The organism is Crateriforma conspicua (genome assembly GCF_007752935.1).
In the GTDB taxonomy this organism is placed as follows: domain Bacteria; phylum Planctomycetota; class Planctomycetia; order Pirellulales; family Pirellulaceae; genus Crateriforma; species Crateriforma conspicua.
In genome coordinates this window covers 4517822-4534563 of sequence record NZ_CP036319.1, presented here as the reverse complement: position 1 = coordinate 4534563, position 16742 = coordinate 4517822, and the positions used below count along the sequence as shown (strand labels likewise).

11 protein-coding genes are annotated in these 16742 nt (G+C 58.5%); 6 read left to right on the top strand and 5 right to left on the bottom strand.

Features of this window, described 5'->3' with window-relative positions; genetic code table 11:
* The first annotated feature begins 27 nt into the window (after positions 1–27).
* Positions 28–1509 (top strand): 3-phosphoshikimate 1-carboxyvinyltransferase, encoded by a 1482-nt coding sequence (aroA, locus tag Mal65_RS16550; RefSeq protein WP_145299933.1) that lies wholly within the window; start codon positions 28–30, stop codon positions 1507–1509.
* A gap of 46 nt (positions 1510–1555) precedes the next feature.
* Here the strand turns inward: aroA and Mal65_RS16545 are convergent, their stop codons facing one another.
* Positions 1556–4543: a COG1470 family protein gene (locus Mal65_RS16545; RefSeq protein WP_231131159.1), complete on the bottom strand. Its 2988-nt coding sequence runs from the start codon at positions 4541–4543 to the stop codon at positions 1556–1558.
* A gap of 367 nt (positions 4544–4910) precedes the next feature.
* Here Mal65_RS16545 and Mal65_RS16540 point away from each other — a divergent pair, with 367 nt between their 5' ends.
* Positions 4911–5750, top strand: a complete 840-nt coding sequence (locus Mal65_RS16540; RefSeq protein ID WP_145299927.1) for a sugar phosphate isomerase/epimerase family protein — start codon at positions 4911–4913, stop codon at positions 5748–5750.
* A 34-nt stretch (positions 5751–5784) separates the two neighbouring features.
* On the opposite strand, the gene Mal65_RS16535 is transcribed toward Mal65_RS16540, so the two are convergent.
* The gene (locus Mal65_RS16535; RefSeq protein ID WP_174820220.1) at positions 5785–7260 is read right to left on the bottom strand and encodes a Gfo/Idh/MocA family protein; all 1476 of its coding nucleotides are present in this window, start codon (positions 7258–7260) and stop codon (positions 5785–5787) included.
* 302 nt (positions 7261–7562) lie between these two features.
* Positions 7563–7772, bottom strand: a complete 210-nt coding sequence (gene yidD / locus Mal65_RS16530; protein WP_145299921.1) for a membrane protein insertion efficiency factor YidD — start codon at positions 7770–7772, stop codon at positions 7563–7565.
* A gap of 141 nt (positions 7773–7913) precedes the next feature.
* Here yidD and zwf point away from each other — a divergent pair, with 141 nt between their 5' ends.
* Entirely contained in the window at positions 7914–9362 is a 1449-nt protein-coding gene (gene zwf, locus Mal65_RS16525) for a glucose-6-phosphate dehydrogenase (protein WP_145299918.1), read from the top strand.
* Between the two features lie 84 nt (positions 9363–9446).
* Here zwf and Mal65_RS16520 read toward each other — a convergent pair whose 3' ends face one another.
* A complete protein-coding gene (locus Mal65_RS16520) occupies positions 9447–10973 on the bottom strand; it encodes a hypothetical protein (protein WP_165701325.1) in 1527 nt (508 codons plus the stop codon).
* Between the two features lie 550 nt (positions 10974–11523).
* On the opposite strand from Mal65_RS16520, the gene Mal65_RS16515 reads away from it, so the two are divergent.
* Positions 11524–14442 carry a dockerin type I domain-containing protein gene (locus Mal65_RS16515; RefSeq protein ID WP_145299912.1) on the top strand — a complete coding sequence of 973 codons (2919 nt, stop codon included), beginning with the start codon at positions 11524–11526 and terminating at the stop codon, positions 14440–14442.
* A gap of 68 nt (positions 14443–14510) precedes the next feature.
* Here the strand turns inward: Mal65_RS16515 and Mal65_RS16510 are convergent, their stop codons facing one another.
* A complete protein-coding gene (locus tag Mal65_RS16510) occupies positions 14511–15323 on the bottom strand; it encodes a TerC family protein (protein ID WP_196784235.1) in 813 nt (270 codons plus the stop codon).
* A gap of 203 nt (positions 15324–15526) precedes the next feature.
* Between Mal65_RS16510 and Mal65_RS16505 the strand changes: the two genes are divergently transcribed.
* Entirely contained in the window at positions 15527–16189 is a 663-nt protein-coding gene (locus Mal65_RS16505; RefSeq protein ID WP_145299910.1) for an HAD family hydrolase, read from the top strand.
* A 176-nt stretch (positions 16190–16365) separates the two neighbouring features.
* Positions 16366–16716 carry a hypothetical protein gene (locus Mal65_RS16500; RefSeq protein WP_145299907.1) on the top strand — a complete coding sequence of 117 codons (351 nt, stop codon included), beginning with the start codon at positions 16366–16368 and terminating at the stop codon, positions 16714–16716.
* The last annotated feature ends 26 nt before the right edge of the window (positions 16717–16742 follow it).

Below are 16742 nucleotides of genomic sequence, written 5' to 3'. Positions count from 1 at the left end.
GGCGGCACGACACACAGCCGTCGACTGATGACAAGATCTGAATCTGCCCCCTCCGGTTCGCAACACTCCGACGACTCCGCCGCGGAAAAGTCGTCGATCGATCACGCGTCGACGAATTGCACCGTGGAGGTGCGGCCATCGCCACCGGTGGTCGGGGCGATCCGGCCGCCGGGCAGCAAAAGCTTGACCAACCGGGCGTTGATCTGTGCGGCGTTTTCAGTTGGCGAATCACCGGCGGTGTTGCATGGCGCTTTGCGAAGCGAAGACACCGAGGTCATGGTCGCGGCGCTTCGCCAAGTCGGTTGGGACATCGACGTTTCCGGCGACGGTACGGAGATCACCGTTGGCGGACGTCTTGGCGATTCCAATGCATCCGCCAAAGGCGACGGGCCGGCCGAACTGTTCATCGCCAACAGCGGGACGACGATCCGCTTTCTGACCGCCGCGCTGTCGGCCGCCGGCGGTGACTATCGTCTGTCGGGCGTGCCGCGGATGCACCAGAGACCGATCGGCGATTTGACGGACGCCATCGCATCGGTCATCGACGGCCGCATCGTGACCGAATCCGATGGCGGGTGCCCGCCGGTTTGCATGGAAGGCCGCGGATGGAATGGCCACCAATTGAAAGTCCGTGGCAGCGTCAGTAGCCAGTACCTGAGTGGATTGATGATGGCCGGACCCATCGCCGCGTCCGGCCAGCCCACCGTTATCGAAGTGTCTGGCGAATTGGTATCGCGGCCCTACGTCGACATGACGGCCAAAGTGATGGCGGACTTTGGTGCGGTGGTGCATCTGCAGGATTCGCAAGCCGAATCGGGCGATGCGGCGCTGAAAGTCGTCATCGAACCGGTTGCCTACCGACCGGTCGACTATGACATCGAACCCGATGCGTCGGCCGCCAGTTATTTTTGGGCCACGGCGGCAATCACGGGCGGCAAAGTCACGGTGCAAGGATTGTCACCGGATGCGTTGCAGGGCGACGTCGGCTTGGTTGATGTCTTGGCCAAGATGGGCTGTGCTGTTGAAAAGTCCGACGGCCACCTGACGGTCCAAGGTGTCCCGCCCGGCCAACGACTGACCGGCATCGATGTCGACATGAATGCAATCAGCGACACCGTTCAAACGCTTGCCGTTGTCGCCCTGTTTGCCGACGGGCCGACCCGCGTGCGAGGCGTGGCGCACAACCGGTTCAAAGAAACCGACCGGATTGGCGATTTGGCGTGCGAACTTCGAAAGCTGGGCGCGACCGTCGAAGAACATGATGACGGCATGACGATTCACCCCCTAACTGAAACGCAGGTTTGCCGCAGCGAGGACGCGCCGCCGATCCGCTTGGCCACGTATCACGATCACCGGATGGCGATGAGTCTGGCTTTGGTCGGACTGCGGATTCCTGGCATCCAGATTGAAAACCCCGCCTGCACCGCAAAGACCTATCCGAATTACTTTGCCGACCTGGAAGGTTTGATCGGCCAGTCGCACCTCTGGCGGAACGATTCGGACGACTAGACGTTGATTTTTGTTGCGGCAGCGAACCGCGTTGTCTGAACCCGTCTTAACGCGTGCCAGTGATTGTGTAGTTCAGCACGCGATCGGAATCTTGTTCGATCGCGCGAAGCCACATTGTTTGACCCACCAGTTCTTCGCCGTCTTCAAGTCCAAAGAAACGCTTCACGGTCTTGCCTGGTTGGACGCTCAAGATCAGACGTTTGTCTTGGCGTCCGTTTCGCGGAAACAGGATGAACTGATACGTGCGGGTTCGCGGTCCCGAATTGGTCAATTCCAACTGGACTAGCATTTCCGACCCGACCATCCGCGTGGTCGCCTGCAATTCCAAGCCTTCGGGACCGATGTGGATGTCACGGTATACGGTGATGGAACGTGGCGGCGTGGTTTGGAATTGGAACCGAATGGGGATCTCGTAATCGCCGACGGTGGTGTCGTTTTCCAAGATGACATTGAACACCTCGCGGGCGCCTTTATGCGGCAAAATTTCCCACGGACGCAGCGGCGATTGAACCTGCCATGAATCCGGGCCGATCATCCGTAACGTGCCCAGCAAGCTGACATCGGTCGGGTTGGAATAGCTGACCACGATCGGCTGGCTGATGCCCAGCAGGCTGTCGAGTTGTGCGGGCTGCAATGCCACCGACATGCGGAAGGCGATCAGTGTGGGATCGATGTCGACCAAGAACGTCGGTGTCTTGCCAATGACAAAGCGATGCACCGGATGTTCGCGACCGGGGGATTCTTGCAATCGATTGGAACGTCCCCAGACGTCGATTTGTCGTGGTTGATCACCCAAGTACATTTCTTCTTGGGTCGGCTGGTCCGACCAGACCATCATCACGGCGCGGCCGTTGCCGGCGAAGACCGCGTTTTGGGCGCCGCTGCGCATTTCGATCGAACCGATGTATCGCAGATCGCCCAGCAAACGTGACGTCGTACGCCAGGGCAGCAACAGTTCGCCGGGGCGCCCGTTGGGACGCAACAGTCCGCTTTCGGTATCGGTTGGTCGGCTGACAAAGGAAGCTTCCACACGGTGATTTCGAATCGTCGCCATCCGCAACACCAGATCCAGAATGCGTGCGTCACGTGAATACTGGTCCTTGCGAATCGGGTCCATCAGCATCCACGTCCGCGGTCCCAGCTTGCGAGTCGATTCGTTTCGCGTGAGGACTTCGTGCAATTCATCGTTGGTCATTGGCAGATCCAACGTTCGGCAATTGGCTTGCCAAGACGTTTCTTCCGGCGGCGGCAACGGTTCCAACCAAGGCCATGACAACGCCAGATCCAGTGGCTGGCCGAATCCTTGCAACCCACGCGAAATCTCCTGGACCGAATCACGCAGTCCGGGGCGACCCAGGAAGCTGTGGTCCCCGTCGGCCCCCAATTGCCAGACCCGGCACTTCAAAGTCAACCGCGTCATCACCGGTTCCAATTCCGATTGCCAGACCTTTTCATCTCGGAACAACTGTGCGGCAACTTCGTCATCGGCACCGCGCAGGTCGTACATCGACAGGCGGCTGCGGGGTGGGACGTCCAGCATGCCCACCGTTTGGATGCCGGCATCCTGCAGTCGGCGGAACAGTTGCGTCAAACGTTCGGCACCCTCGTGATCATCAGGGCCAAGCCAAGCCGGGATTTTGACTCGCGAAACACCCAACGCCTGGAGCCACTGAGTGATCGATTCGGGCGAAAAATCAGGGCGGTCTTCCGTTCGGGCGGAAAAGTTATCCAGCGTCCATCCATACGGGCCGCGGACCGGACGATCGACCAAACGATCGATGACCGCGACCGTGGTTTCACTGGCCAAGCTGGTCCGGTGGCCGTCTTCCAACGCGGCGGTGAACCGATAAAAGCCCGGCGGCGGCAATGGTGGTGACCAGTCCACGCGGACGTCGTCGCGGCTGGTCAGCCGAACCATCAGACGATTCGCATCGGAAGGTGCGTTACTGGGGTTTGCACCGGAGTCGCGGGCGACAAAGGCGGCACCGGGGCGAATGGGCACCAGCTTGGTTGCGATTTCGCGGTCGTACTGATCCAGCATCCGGAAACGAATCGAAAAGTTGTGGTGTCCCAGACCCATCACGCGAGCGGTGACGTCGATCGGCTGGTCCACCCAGTAAACGCCGCGTTCGCGATCCGTTTCCACTCGCAATTGCGGAAACTGTTCGATGTGAATCTCGTCGAATCCGATTTCGCCTCGAATGTCCTGCAGTCCGTCCCCGGAGCCTTCGATGCGCAGACGGACCAGCATCTTGGATGCGGTTTGGGGCGGACGGATATGATCGATCTGGTATTGGGTCCAGGGCGTGGTGCCGGTGATCGGTGACATCGCATGGACGTCCACTTCTCGATCGGCTTCATCCAAGAAAACCAATTCGGCGATCGCCTGATCGTGTTTCAATCCGGTGGTTTTTGCCCGACAACGGAACTGGTACTGATAGGCCCGGTTGGTCGGCACCACCGTGGACCAGACTTCTGCCAAGCCGCCGTTCATCTGGAACCGCAAATAGTTGTCTTCGGCCAAGTCGGGCAGCGTTGGCGGCAGGATCGGCAACACCGGATGGGTGGCAAACCGGTTGATCATGACGATCGGCTGCGGCGACGGCGGTTGGATCAAGGCGACCAAGGGCACGTTTTTTCGCACCCATTGCCAAACGTCGATGTAGGCCTCCTGTCCCAGCAACCAAGCGTCGATGTTGCGAAGCAGAGTGGTTGTCGGATTGCCGGCCGATTCGATTCCGATTTCGATGTAGTTGGGATATCCCCGGCCTTCACGCCGTCCCCAGCCGTCGGGCCAAAGGTCGTGGTCGTTGTCGTTGGTGCGTCCGAAATCCCAAACGTAGCCCTTCAGACCTGCCGGACCTTCGTGAACGTCGGGGCCACGCAGCGGCGCCGAACTGCTGATTCGAACGGGCATCCGACTTTGTTTGCCGAACAGCAATTCGGTCAATCGGTTTTGATACGCATCGTTGTCACCACGCTTTTCAAACGACACCGCGGGGTCTTGGGCAACGCCGAAACTGCCGGTGGTCATGAACACGAGCCCTGCGATCAGGATCATGACCCGGCGCAGAGGTGATCCCTGATGGTCGGACCGCCGGTGCGATCTTAGGATTGACGGTCGGCACCGATCCAATTTCGCCGCCCATACGCTCAGCAAGAAATTCCAGACCTTCGGCGTCGTCGTCGACATCAACCGTCGCGACGTATCGCATCGGCGGTCATGGGACGTCCGAGCGGTCAAAGTTGGCTTTCAGCGTCTGGCGTGAAACGAATGTGGATGAAACAACGGTGGGCGGTCGACTGGTTGCCTCGCCGCGATCCTTGAGGGAAACGACAGGGCGACGTCACCGCAGCATGAAACTGAACAATCCGGAATCTTCTTTTTTCCGACCAAAACGATGGCAGAACTGAAACTGGCCGTCCGTCTGGACGCCATTCCGATCGATACCCGACGCCCCGGCGGGCTCAAGAAAGCATTGATCGCCGCGGCGGCATTGCGGGTCGATGCCGTGGAACTTTGTGCCCGACAGACGGTCCGGCCTTCGGAATTATCGGACACGGGCGTTCGGCAATTGCGGAAAATGCTGGATGATTTGAATTTGAGGGTCGCAGCGATCCGGTTTCAAACGCGGCGCGGATATGACAACCCGAGTGATTTAGAACGGCGCGTCGACGCGACAAAGCAGGCGTTGTCGTTCGCCTATCGCTTGGGGGCACCGGTGGTGGTCAACCAAATCGGGCGTGTTCAACCGATGCCACAAACCGATGGCGATGAAGAGACGCCGCAGCCGTTGTCGCCGGAGATGCAGCAGTTGCAATTGGTCCTGGATGACCTGGGACGCTATGGCGCACGCGTCGGCGCGGTCTTGGCCGCTGAAACGGGATCCGAAAGCGGGCCCGATTTGGAAAGCATGCTGCGGCTGTCCGACCAAGCGTTCATTGCCGCCGCGTTGAACCCCGGCCAATTGATCATCAACCGATTTGATGTCGATGAAGCGATCGCGGCGCTGGGCAATCGGATCCACTTAGTCTGCGCCGTCGACGGCGTGCTGGATTTTGCCGCCGGCCGCGGATTGATGGTCCCCTTAGGTCAGGGGACCGCGGACTTTCCAAACTTGCTGGGGCGACTGGAAGATTTGCCCTATCGCGGCCCTTTTGTTGTCGGCCGCGCCGACATGCCGGACGAATCGGCGATGGCGGAAATGGCCGACGGGATCAGTTATCTCCGGTCGTTGTAGACGACCGGAGCCACCTGGATCGCGGGCGGTCGGATCAAACGTCCGCCGGTGCGGGGACCTCAAAACCGTCGCGGTACTGCCGCGTCAGCAATTCGTTGGCCTGGTCGTTGTTCAGGAACTTTTCAGTTTCCGGATCGAACTTCAACAGCGGTCCCAATGAAACCGGATACTTGTCCAGGTCAACGCCGTTGTCGGTCAAATGCTTCAAGGTGCGATTGGCCGTTTCGATGTTGTCATCCAGGCTCTTCACACTGGCCAGTTGTTGCTTCAGTTCGTCCGGTGAAACCTTGTTGTCTTCACCCAAGTAGTACGAAATGTTGCCCAGGTGGCTGACCGATGCCGACAGGTGGCCGGTATTCGCGTCGGCGTGCAGCACCGAAGCGTCACGGGTTTGCACGGCGTCCAGGAAATTCATGAAGTGATCGTCGTTCAGGTTGAACCCATCGCCGTACTTCGACTGGTGACCGAACTTCTTGATCGAATTCATGTTCTTGTCGAACGCCTCGCAGCTGCCATAGCTGGTTTGGGCCAAGTATCCTTCGCTGCCGTAGAAGATCACGCCGATCTTGTTGCCCTTGGAGAATCCGAATAGCTTGTTGATTTCGTCGTCGGCGGAATTGTCCACTGACAGACCACGTGTTTCGAAAACGATGCACTTATCGCCGTAATCGTAGATGGAAACTTCGGTGTTTCCGGTGTCGCCGGCATCGACATAGCTGGGGTCGTTACGTTCGGCTTGATAGCCCAGCCGACCGCCATAGGTCAGGATCGAATTGGGTTGGACGTCGACGCCCAAGCCCCAACGCGCGATGTCGGTTTGGTGGGGACCTTGGTTACCCAAGTCGCCGTTGCCGTAGTGACGTTGCCAGTGCCAATCGTAATGGAAGCGTTGCCGAGTCAGTTTGGGATCCGTCAACGTGGCCGGACCGCTCCACAGATCAAAGTCGACTTGTTCGGGGATCTCGTAATCGCCCAACGCGCCAATTGACTTGCGGCGTTTGTAACACAGGCCGCGTGCAAATTTGACTTCGCCGATTCCGCCCGACCTGATGAACTCGACTGCGTCCTGGCACGCGGTGCTGCTGCGGCATTGGGTGCCGGTTTGCAACATGCGGCCGTACTTCTTGGCGGCGGCCACCAGGGCGCTGCCTTCTTGAACGTTGTGGCTGATGGGTTTTTCCAGATAGACGTCTTTGCCGTTTTGCATCGCCAGAACGCCGATCAATGCGTGCCAGTGGTTCGGCGTCGCACAACTGACGACTTTGACGTCATCCCGCTGGACCGCTTCACGGACGTCGGAGATCACGACGGGACGTTTGCCCTGTTGTCGTTCGACCTCGCTGGCACGTTTTTGTCCCACCGCTTCGTCGATGTCGACGATCACGTTGACGACCGTGCGCGGTTCTTTCATGAACGCGGCCAGGTGGCTGCCGCCACGTCCGTTGACACCGCAGACCGCGACGCCGATATCGCCGCTGGGGCTGTCGGCCGATACCGACGAATGGACCATCAATGCGGCCGCCGATCCGGCGATGCCATGGAACTGGCGACGAGACAGGCGTTGGGGCAAGGTTTTGGCGAGAGCTTTCCGGGTCACGGCGGTGAAATCCTGGCAGGAGAGATGTTGGGGAATTGAAAACCGAAGTTTCAGGTAGGGCGGCACGCGTCGCGGCCGAGAACGCCCATTATGCACCACAGGCGGTCCGCTTTCATCCGCCGGCGCTTTCATCGCTGGCCGCATACGTATGCCGGGTGGCCAGGGAATCGGGCCGTGAGAGTTGTGGAGCGCGGGCGGAGCGGTCTGTCCTATTTTCAGGGCGGGTCATATCCGCCGCGGGAAAAAGGATGGCACCGCGCGATGCGGCAGACGCCTTTCCAAATTCCCCGGCACAAACCGTATTTCTGAATCGCTTGGACGGTGTATTCGCTGCACGTGGGCGTGTAGCGGCAACTGGCACCGATCAGTGGGCTGATGGTGGTCTGATACATTCGCACCGCGGCGATGGCCAAACGCTGAAGCATGGGGCGAACCTTTCCGGCGGCCGTTTCAAAAATTGGTGCCGTTCCGCTGCGACGATTGGTCGCCTATCCTGCGGACGCAGCGGCGGATCGTTCCGTTTCGCATCGATGACGTTTTTGGAACCGATGGAGCAATCGCGAACCATGACCGACACGATCGTGATCTTTGGCGCTTCGGGCGACCTGACCAGTCGAAAACTGATTCCCGCCTTGTATAGCATGTTTGCCAAGAAACGCTTGGCCAAGACGACGCGAATTGTCGGCGTGTCACGCAGCAAGTTCGAACACCAGCAGTGGCGGGATTCGCTGCGGGAAACGACGGCCAAGTTTTCACCCAAGTTGTTCGATGCCGAAACGTGGGACCAATTCAGTCAGCACGTCTTCTATCAACCCGGTGACATCAAGAGCGCCGAAGACTTCACGGCATTGGCGGGGTTTCTAAGCGAGATCGAAGACACGCCGGCCGACGGACGGCTGTATTATCTGTCGACGATGCCCCAGTTGTACGAAGAAGCCATTCGTCAGCTTGGCGCCGCCGGGTTGGCCGATGACAGCGATGGCTATCGTCGGGTGATCATCGAAAAACCGTTCGGTACGGATTTGAAATCGGCCCGCAAACTGAACGAGTCCATTCACCAAGTCTTTCGCGAAGACCAGATCTATCGTATCGATCATTACTTGGGCAAAGAAACGGTTCAAAACATCTTCGCGATGCGTTTCGGGAACACGATTTTCGAACCGCTGTGGAATCGAAACTACGTCGATCACGTCCAAATCACGGTGGCCGAGGAGGTCGTTATCGGTCGTCGTGCCGGGTATTACGACACGTCGGGCATCTTGCGCGACATGTTCCAGAATCACCTGTTGCAACTGATGATGATCACGGCGATGGAACCGCCGGCGAAATACGATTCGACGATGAATCGCGACGAAAAGGTCAAGGTGCTGCACAGCATCCGCCCGATGACCGGCGGCGATTTTGCCAACCACACCGTTCGCGGTCAGTACGACGGTTACTTGGACGAAGAAGGCGTTCCGGCCAACAGCCAAACGGAAACCTTTGCCGCTCTGAAGCTGTACTGTGACACCTGGCGATGGAAAAACGTGCCATTTTATCTGCGCAGCGGCAAAGGTTTGTCCTGTCGCACGACGCAAATCGTCATCCAGTTTCGGCAGGTTCCCCACATGTTGTTCGGGGAAGTTGGAAAGTCGCCCGATCGCAACCGTTTGGTCATCCAGGTCCAGCCTGCCGAAGGCATCCAAATCCACTTCCAAACCAAAGTGCCCGATGCCGGGATGAAGACGCGGACCAGCACGCTGGACTTCAATTTCTGTCGCAACGGCGGGTCGATGCCCGACGCGTATCAACGGCTGTTGATGGATGCGATCAGCGGTGACGCCAGCTTGTTTGCACGCAGCGACGAAGTCGAATTGGCCTGGGGCATCATCGATCCGATCATCGAAGCGTGGCGAAGTCCCGCGGCACCGCCACTGTTCCGGTATCCGGCCGGATTCTGGGGACCGACCGAAAGCACCGACTGGATGGCCAGGCAGAAACGCGAATGGTTTGACGTCTGCCCGGTGATCGGCTGATTCGATTCAGCAGACGGCCACTAACGGCCCAGCCGATGACGTGACCGGCTGGCAGAAACCTGTGCGATGAACAAACGATCGACGTCAATCGGCGTTGATCATCTCTTGGACGACTTTCGTTTTCGCGTCATCGCTGCCGTACAGTAGCGTCAGCCCGTCATTGCCCGCGATGATTTGATACGCTTTCGCAACGTCGTCTTCGTTCAGCAATCCGCGCGATTGGTAGGCCCGAATTTCGGCCAACCGTTCCAAGACTTGACCGGGGTCACCGCTGAGCAACTTGCTGACGCGATACTCCGCGGCTTGTTCGCTTAGCTCGGGCATGTCCGCGGTTACCAATTTCAATTTGATCGTTGCGAACAGCTGGTCCAACGAATCATTGATGTGTGCGGTGCCCGGATCGTAATCTTCGGTCTGTTGTCGACCGCGTCCGCGACGCTGCTTGCTGGCCATGACCTCGTAATTGTCAAACGCACCGCTGGCGGCAAAGGCTTTGCCCGAACCGACATGGTACAGACGGCAGCGACAGATGTTCCGCGGCGGTTTTTTGCCTTCCAGCCGAATCGCGACGTCGAAGTGAAACAGGAAATCACACCCGGCCTGCTTGGCCTTGTCCAGCATGGATTCGTGTTCGCCTTCGCCGATGAACAACAGCCCTGGTTGCCAAAGCGGATAGTCCGTGTTGGGCGAAAATTCGTCGGTGATCGCGTACTGGGCCTCCGGTTCAGGCTCTTCGCCACGGCGGCCGCCGTATCCGCCACGGTTGTTTTCCTTCTTCGGCGGCGGCGTGACGTCGGCCAAAGCGGCGCCGAAATGTCCGGCCTGGTAGTGTTCGCCGAAACGTTGTGCGAACAACTCGCTGACCGAACCAATGACTTCTTTGAATCGGGCGTCGACGGTACCGCTTAGCATTTCCACGATACGCGGCGGCGGCTGATTCCGGCCCGGGCCGCCCGATCCATAGGCGTCCATTCCCGATCCGCCGCCGTATTCGTCGCCATAGCCGTAGTCGGGTTCCTCGTCGCCGTAACCGTAATCTTCTTCGCCGCCAAAGCCATCGCCGCCGCCTTCGTCGCCGTAGCCGTAATCATCCCCGCCGTAGCCGCCGCTTGATGCAGTCCGCATGTTCGCGGAAATCGGGTTGTACCCTTCTTCGATATCGCCACGGACCATCATGGACACGCCGAATCGGATGTTCCAAACCGGTCGGCTGAGCAGTTTGCTGAGGCGAAGCTTGGCGATTTCGTTTTGGGCTTGGTCGTATTCTGCGGCCAAGTGAGCGTGGTACAGCTTCATGGCGACCGGCAAATTACCGGACATGTAGGCCGACCGGGCCTGATTCAGCAATTCCGGCCCCGCGTTGACCGATCCACCGGCGGACGGACCAAACAGGTCGGCCAAGTCGGTCATGTCGATTTCGGATTTGAATTGGGTTTGCATCGCCGTCAGAATTTCCGACGTCGAACCACCTCGGCTGGACGAAGACCCGTATCCGTCCATGTACTCGTCGCCATAGCCGTATTCTTCCTCTTCACCGTATCCGTAGTCCTCCTCGCCGTCGTCTTCACCGTACCCTTGGGCCGAAACAGGGCCGGCGGATACCAACAACATGGCGAAAAGGGCCAAACAGGCGGCCCGCAGGAGATGGGAAAGTCGCATCGGGGAAAGCGTCCTTTTTCTTAACGAAAACCGCGGAGTCGATGGGTTCGGCCGGCCGCCGACGGGTTTTATAGACACCAGAGGGCGCGCGCGTTCGATCCGCTTGGGCTCGTGTCATGATAGACCATTGCGACCGGATCTTGGGCGGCGAAAATCCCGAAAACACGCGTGCTAGGGCATTCAACGGCGAAGGCTTTGGCCTAGAATCGTGTGAAAACCACCGGCGAACGGACCGCAGTCCCCTCTTTCGGGGCGTGGCGTATGATCGTCAACGAAAGTGCCCCGATTGTCGGCGATTTGACCAGACCAAAGAGGGAACTTTTGCATCGGTGAACGCTTCCAAGTTCGTGACGCAGTGTTGCGGTCTAGGATGATGGATGGATTTCGTGGTGGTGCCGACCAGCGAATTCAAAGCCGCGGCCGGGTGATTCCACGTCGCGGTGGGGCAAATCAAATGAGCATCGGGATCAAAACAACGGCACGATTGAGCTGACGGTTACATATGTCCAGGCGGCAAACCACACGACGACGACTGCGGCTGGAACGGTTAAGCAACCGGCGGGTCTTGGCTGCGATCACGGGCGTCGTTTTCGACGACGTTGATCACAGTTTTCGTCGCGGCGACGGCGAAAATCCCCTGCCCCAGCGGCTGGTGTTTTTGGACGCCAACGAAAACGGCGACTACGACGCGGGTGAATCCTTTGCGTTGACCGATGCTCAGGGACGATTCGAATTCTTGGATCTGGATCCCGGCAGTTACGCGGTTCGGCTTTTCGATGGCGCGGCTTCTCAGTCGCAACATTTCCCGGCGCAGTTGGCCGCCACCGCGAACCAGTTTTCCTTGACCGGATTGGATTCCCTTCACAGTGACGGCCAGCGGATCATCGGCGTTGATGGTACGGAATTGGTCATCGCCGACCTGAATGGTGCGGGCGTCAGCCGATTGGGCGTCGGTGCGGCTTTGGGCGACGCGGCCACGCTTTCCAGCGAACGAACCTTGGTCATCGGCGCCGGCGCCGATGCCGGCGAACTGTTCATCGCCAATCACCAGGACCAGTCGATCGACACGTTGGATGTTGGTAACGCGGCCGAAGGCCAGTCGCGGACTTGGCACAAGGTTGCCGTCGACGGAGACGGGCGAGGTCTGGCGATCGCCACGGTCGAAGAATCCGGCGAATCATCGACCGTCGTTCATTCCATCGATGCGACCGATCCGGGCAACATTTCGCTTTTGTCGACACAGCAAGTTGTCGCGGCCGATAGCCAGTTTGTGTCCAGCCGCAGCGGCCCGCGCAGCGTCTTGGTCACCCCCGGTGAAGACGGCGTCGCGGTGGAATTGTGGAGCAATTTGACGGCGTCTCCGATTCCGACGACGGCGACCGAGATTTCCGGCGCCGGCGACGTCTTGGATTTCGACGACGCGGCCGGTTTGTTGTTGCTGCGGGACACCAGCGGTGGTGTCACCGTGGTCGACGTCAATAACCAATTTGCACCGCTGTTCCAGTTTGACGATCTGGCCGGTCCGGTTCGCCTGGATCCGGCGCGAGAACTGTTGTGGGCCTTTTCGCCGATCGACAGCACGCTGAAAGTATTGGAACTCGGGGGCGGCAACCAGATCGCACAGTTACCCGTCGAAGCGACCAGTGTTGGCGCAATCAGCGCGTTCCTGCCGGGCCGAATCGACCCTTCATCGGGCATCGAATCGTTGGCTCTGGTTGGTGCCGCAGGAATCGCGGAAGTCAAACTGCAATCGCCCACCGCTCATCGTGTCACGCTGACGTCCGAGGAAGCCGAAACGCGAATCGGTTTTGGCGTCCGTTTGGTTGGTTCGAATCAATCGCCGGCATTGGCCAATGTGCCCGGGCTGCAAACGCCCGAAGACCAGAACTTGACGGTGCCCGCCGCAACCATCGGATCGGCGATCGAAGACGGTGACGGTGATAGGGTCGTCGTGCTGCCTGGACCGCCCAGCGATCATTCCGACGTGACTGTTAACCCCGACGGCAGCCTGATCTATCGCCCGGTGATGGACTTCAACGGCAACGATGTGTTGCAGCTGATCTTGGCCGACGGGCGTTCGGTGACCCCCATTCAAATTCCGGTTGTGGTCACGTCGGTTCCCGACGATCCCACCGGCGTCACGATCCATTTGCCGTCGGTCGCCGAATCCGTGCTGATCGGTGCGGTCTTGGGTTCCATCGATGTCCATGATCCCGATGGGCAAGATCACACGATCCAAATCAGTGATCCGCGGTTCGGCGAAATCGACGGCGACATCATTTTCGCCGGCGGGCAGTTGGATTTCGAAGAAGAACCCATCATTCAGATGGAATTGTCCATCCAAGACCCCGACACCCAGACGGTCTTGACCGAACAAGTCACCGTGTCGCTGATTGACGCGAACGATCCGATCACCGGCATCACGCCGGACCGAGCGTTTGTTTCGGAAAACGCGTTCGGTGACATCGTGGCCGAATTGATTGTCGAAGACCAGGACGTCGAACAGTTTTACGAATTGTCGGTCGATGACGAACGGTTCACGATCGAAGAAACGCATTTGCGTCTGGCACCGGGCGTTGCGTTGGACTACGAGGCCGAAAAAGAGGTCACGGTCAATGTGACCGCGTTTGATGCGTTCAACGATGACCGATTCACCCAAGCGGTGACGGTGGTGGTCCGTGACGAAGTCGAAGCACCGTCCGACATGACTTTGGACGGCGACACGGTGACCGAGTACGTGCCGGGCGATGTGGTCGGCGTTCTGGCGATCGATGGCGTGGCCCGCCCCAACGGCTATTCCTTTGGCGTCGACGACCCCAGTTTTGAAGTCGTCGCGGGCACGTTGAAGCTGTTGCCGGGAAGCTGGGTCGTTCGGAACGACACCCCAGAAATCCAAGTCGAAATCACGGCGCAAAACGACAACGCCGCCATTGCACCGCTGGTGCGATCGTACGTCGTCACGGTGTTGGCCAATGACCGTCCGTTCCATAACGAAGACCAGCCGTTGGACGTCAACGGCAGCAACGACATCACGGCCCAAGACGCTTTGCTGGTGATCAATTACTTGAACACCTATGGTCCCGGACCCGTGGGCGAAGGGAACCCGGCGATGTCCTATGACGTCAACGGCGACGGCATGGTGACGGCGTTGGACGTGTTGTTGATCGTGAATCGGTTGAATCGCGGTGAACTGGTCAGCACCGGTGGAAACAATGGTGGCGGCCAAGCCGAGGGCGAGGGGGCGGAAACCGATCCACCGGCCGAACCCAAGGCGTTCCAAATGGCACAGCCGAAACCCGCGGCATCATCCATGGCAATCGATCATCCACAGGCCGTGGACATTGTCATCCGCAATCACAACGATGATGACGACGACGAACTGGATCCTTGGCTGGATCTGTTGTCCAACGAAACCGTCTAGGCATAGCACATCGATTTCTTGCTGCCGAAAACCGGTGTGGATCTAATCGCCGATGCGGGCTCTGGTGGCTAGGCCGCTGCCTTGGCCGTTTCCGCCTGCTTTTGTGCCAGTAAACGCCTTTGATAACGGCTCTGCACCACGTCCACGATGATCAGGACGGCCAAGACGAAGTAGAACGTGCTCTTGGCCATCGCATGGACTTCGTGACCGAACAGATGCAACGCGGCAAGTTCACCCCCTTCGCTGACCAGCATCACACCGACAATGAACAGGATGAACAGTCCCAAGACTTCGTACATCCGGTTCTTCTTCAAAAACTCGGCCACTCGATCGGCCAGCAAAATCATCAGGCATCCGCTGGTGATGATTGCCAGTGCCATGATCAGCATGTCGTCGGTCAGTGCGAGTGCACTGAGAATGGAATCGAACGAAAACACCAAGTTCATCAACACGATCATCGTGATGGCTTTGGCGACGCTTGTTTGTGCACTTCGCTTCGTGTCGTGATCGATTTCTTCGACCGCCAACAAGTGATAGATCTCTTTGATCGCGGTCCAAAGAATGAAGCCGCCGCCGAACAGAACGATCAACGCATGGCCGGACAATGCCATGGTCAAAATGTTGTTGTCTGTGATCGACAGAAAGGGATCCTTTAGCATTTCGATCAAATTCACGACCACGAACAGCAAGACGATGCGAAACACGATCGCCAGTCCGATTCCCAATTTGCGAACCTTGGATTGCTCCGACGGTTCGACTCGTTTGCTTTCGATTGAGATGTACAGCAGGTTGTCGAATCCCAACACGACTTGCAGCAGCACCAGCATTCCTAGTGTGAAAATCCCGTGCAGTGAAAGCAGTTCCTGAAGGAATTCGGGCATCGGATGTCTCGGTGAATCGCAGATTTAGGAATGAAAAGACAGTCGCGGATGATGTGCCACCTTCGCCACGACGTCGATGCACTGTGATTGTCGATGTGGTTCCGCGGCATCAAAATCAGCAAACGACTGAAATGAAGATGGCGGAACATTATCGGAACCGCGATCACGATTCCACCCGACGATGGGGATGATAGAGCCAGACGATGAAAATTTGTGGCGTAGCTTTGGACATGGACGGCCTGTTGTTCGATACCGAAAAGCTCTACTGGGCCGTCGGTGATGAAATCTTGATTCGACGGGGGCATCGGTTCAGCCAGCCATTGCAAGATCGCATGATGGGACGTGTCGGCGTGGCCGCGATGCAGCAAATGATCGATTTTCATTCGCTGGACGATGATCCCGTGGATCTGTTGGCCGAAAGCGAGCAGCTGTATGCGGTTCAACTTGACAAGGGGCCGGATCCAATGCCGGGGCTGCAGCAATGGATCGACACCCTGAAGCGAAGCGGGCTGCCGTTTGGCCTGGCCACCAGCAGCCGCCGCAAATTCGTCGATCGGATTTTGCCGACGGTTTCATGGGCGGGGGATTTGCACTTCATCTTGTCCGGTGACGATGTCACCCGCGGCAAACCCGACCCGCAGATTTATCAAATGGCGGCCGATCAAATGGGGATCGATCCCACGACCATGTTGGTGCTGGAAGACAGCGGAAATGGCACCGCCGCGGCGGTGGCCAGTGGCGCCGTCACGGTTTCTGTCCCCAGTTGTCACACAAAAAACCAAGACTTCGCGGGGGCTCATTTGGTCGCCGATTCCTTGGTGGATCCCCGGCTGTTGGCCTTGGTGGATCCAGATTTTCGCGGCTAAGGAGTGGTCGGCGGCCGTTTGGCGACCGTGTCGTACCGGTCGTCGCGGATGTGCCGACAGCGGTTTGACTGTTTTGCCCCGCGTCGTTGTGTCTGGTTGATGTCGTCAGAAAGATCACCAATATTGAATTTGGAACATCTTTCCAGTTCGTCGACGACTAAACGAGAGGTACAACGATGAAATCACTGCGAAACGTGACGCTGGCGCTGACCGCCGCTGCACTCGTGGCCATTACGGCCGCCCCCGCCGATGCGGGTTGTCTGAGCTCCTGCTGCGAACCGGCTCCGGTTTGCTGCTGCCCACCGCCGCCGGTTCCGGTCACCTGGTGCGTGACCGACCCGACCACCTGCTGCAAGCACCAAGTCACCGCATGCGTGCCGGCTTGCTGTGCGGGTGAAGTTCCCTGCTTGGTTTCTTGCAAGCGTGGATTCTTGGGACGCAAGATTTTGACCTACAAGTTCCAATGCTGTGGTCACTGCGTCGATGTGGTCATCACTCACTTTGGCAAAGTGATCGTCCGCGACTGATCACGTGATACGTGATTGGTAATCGA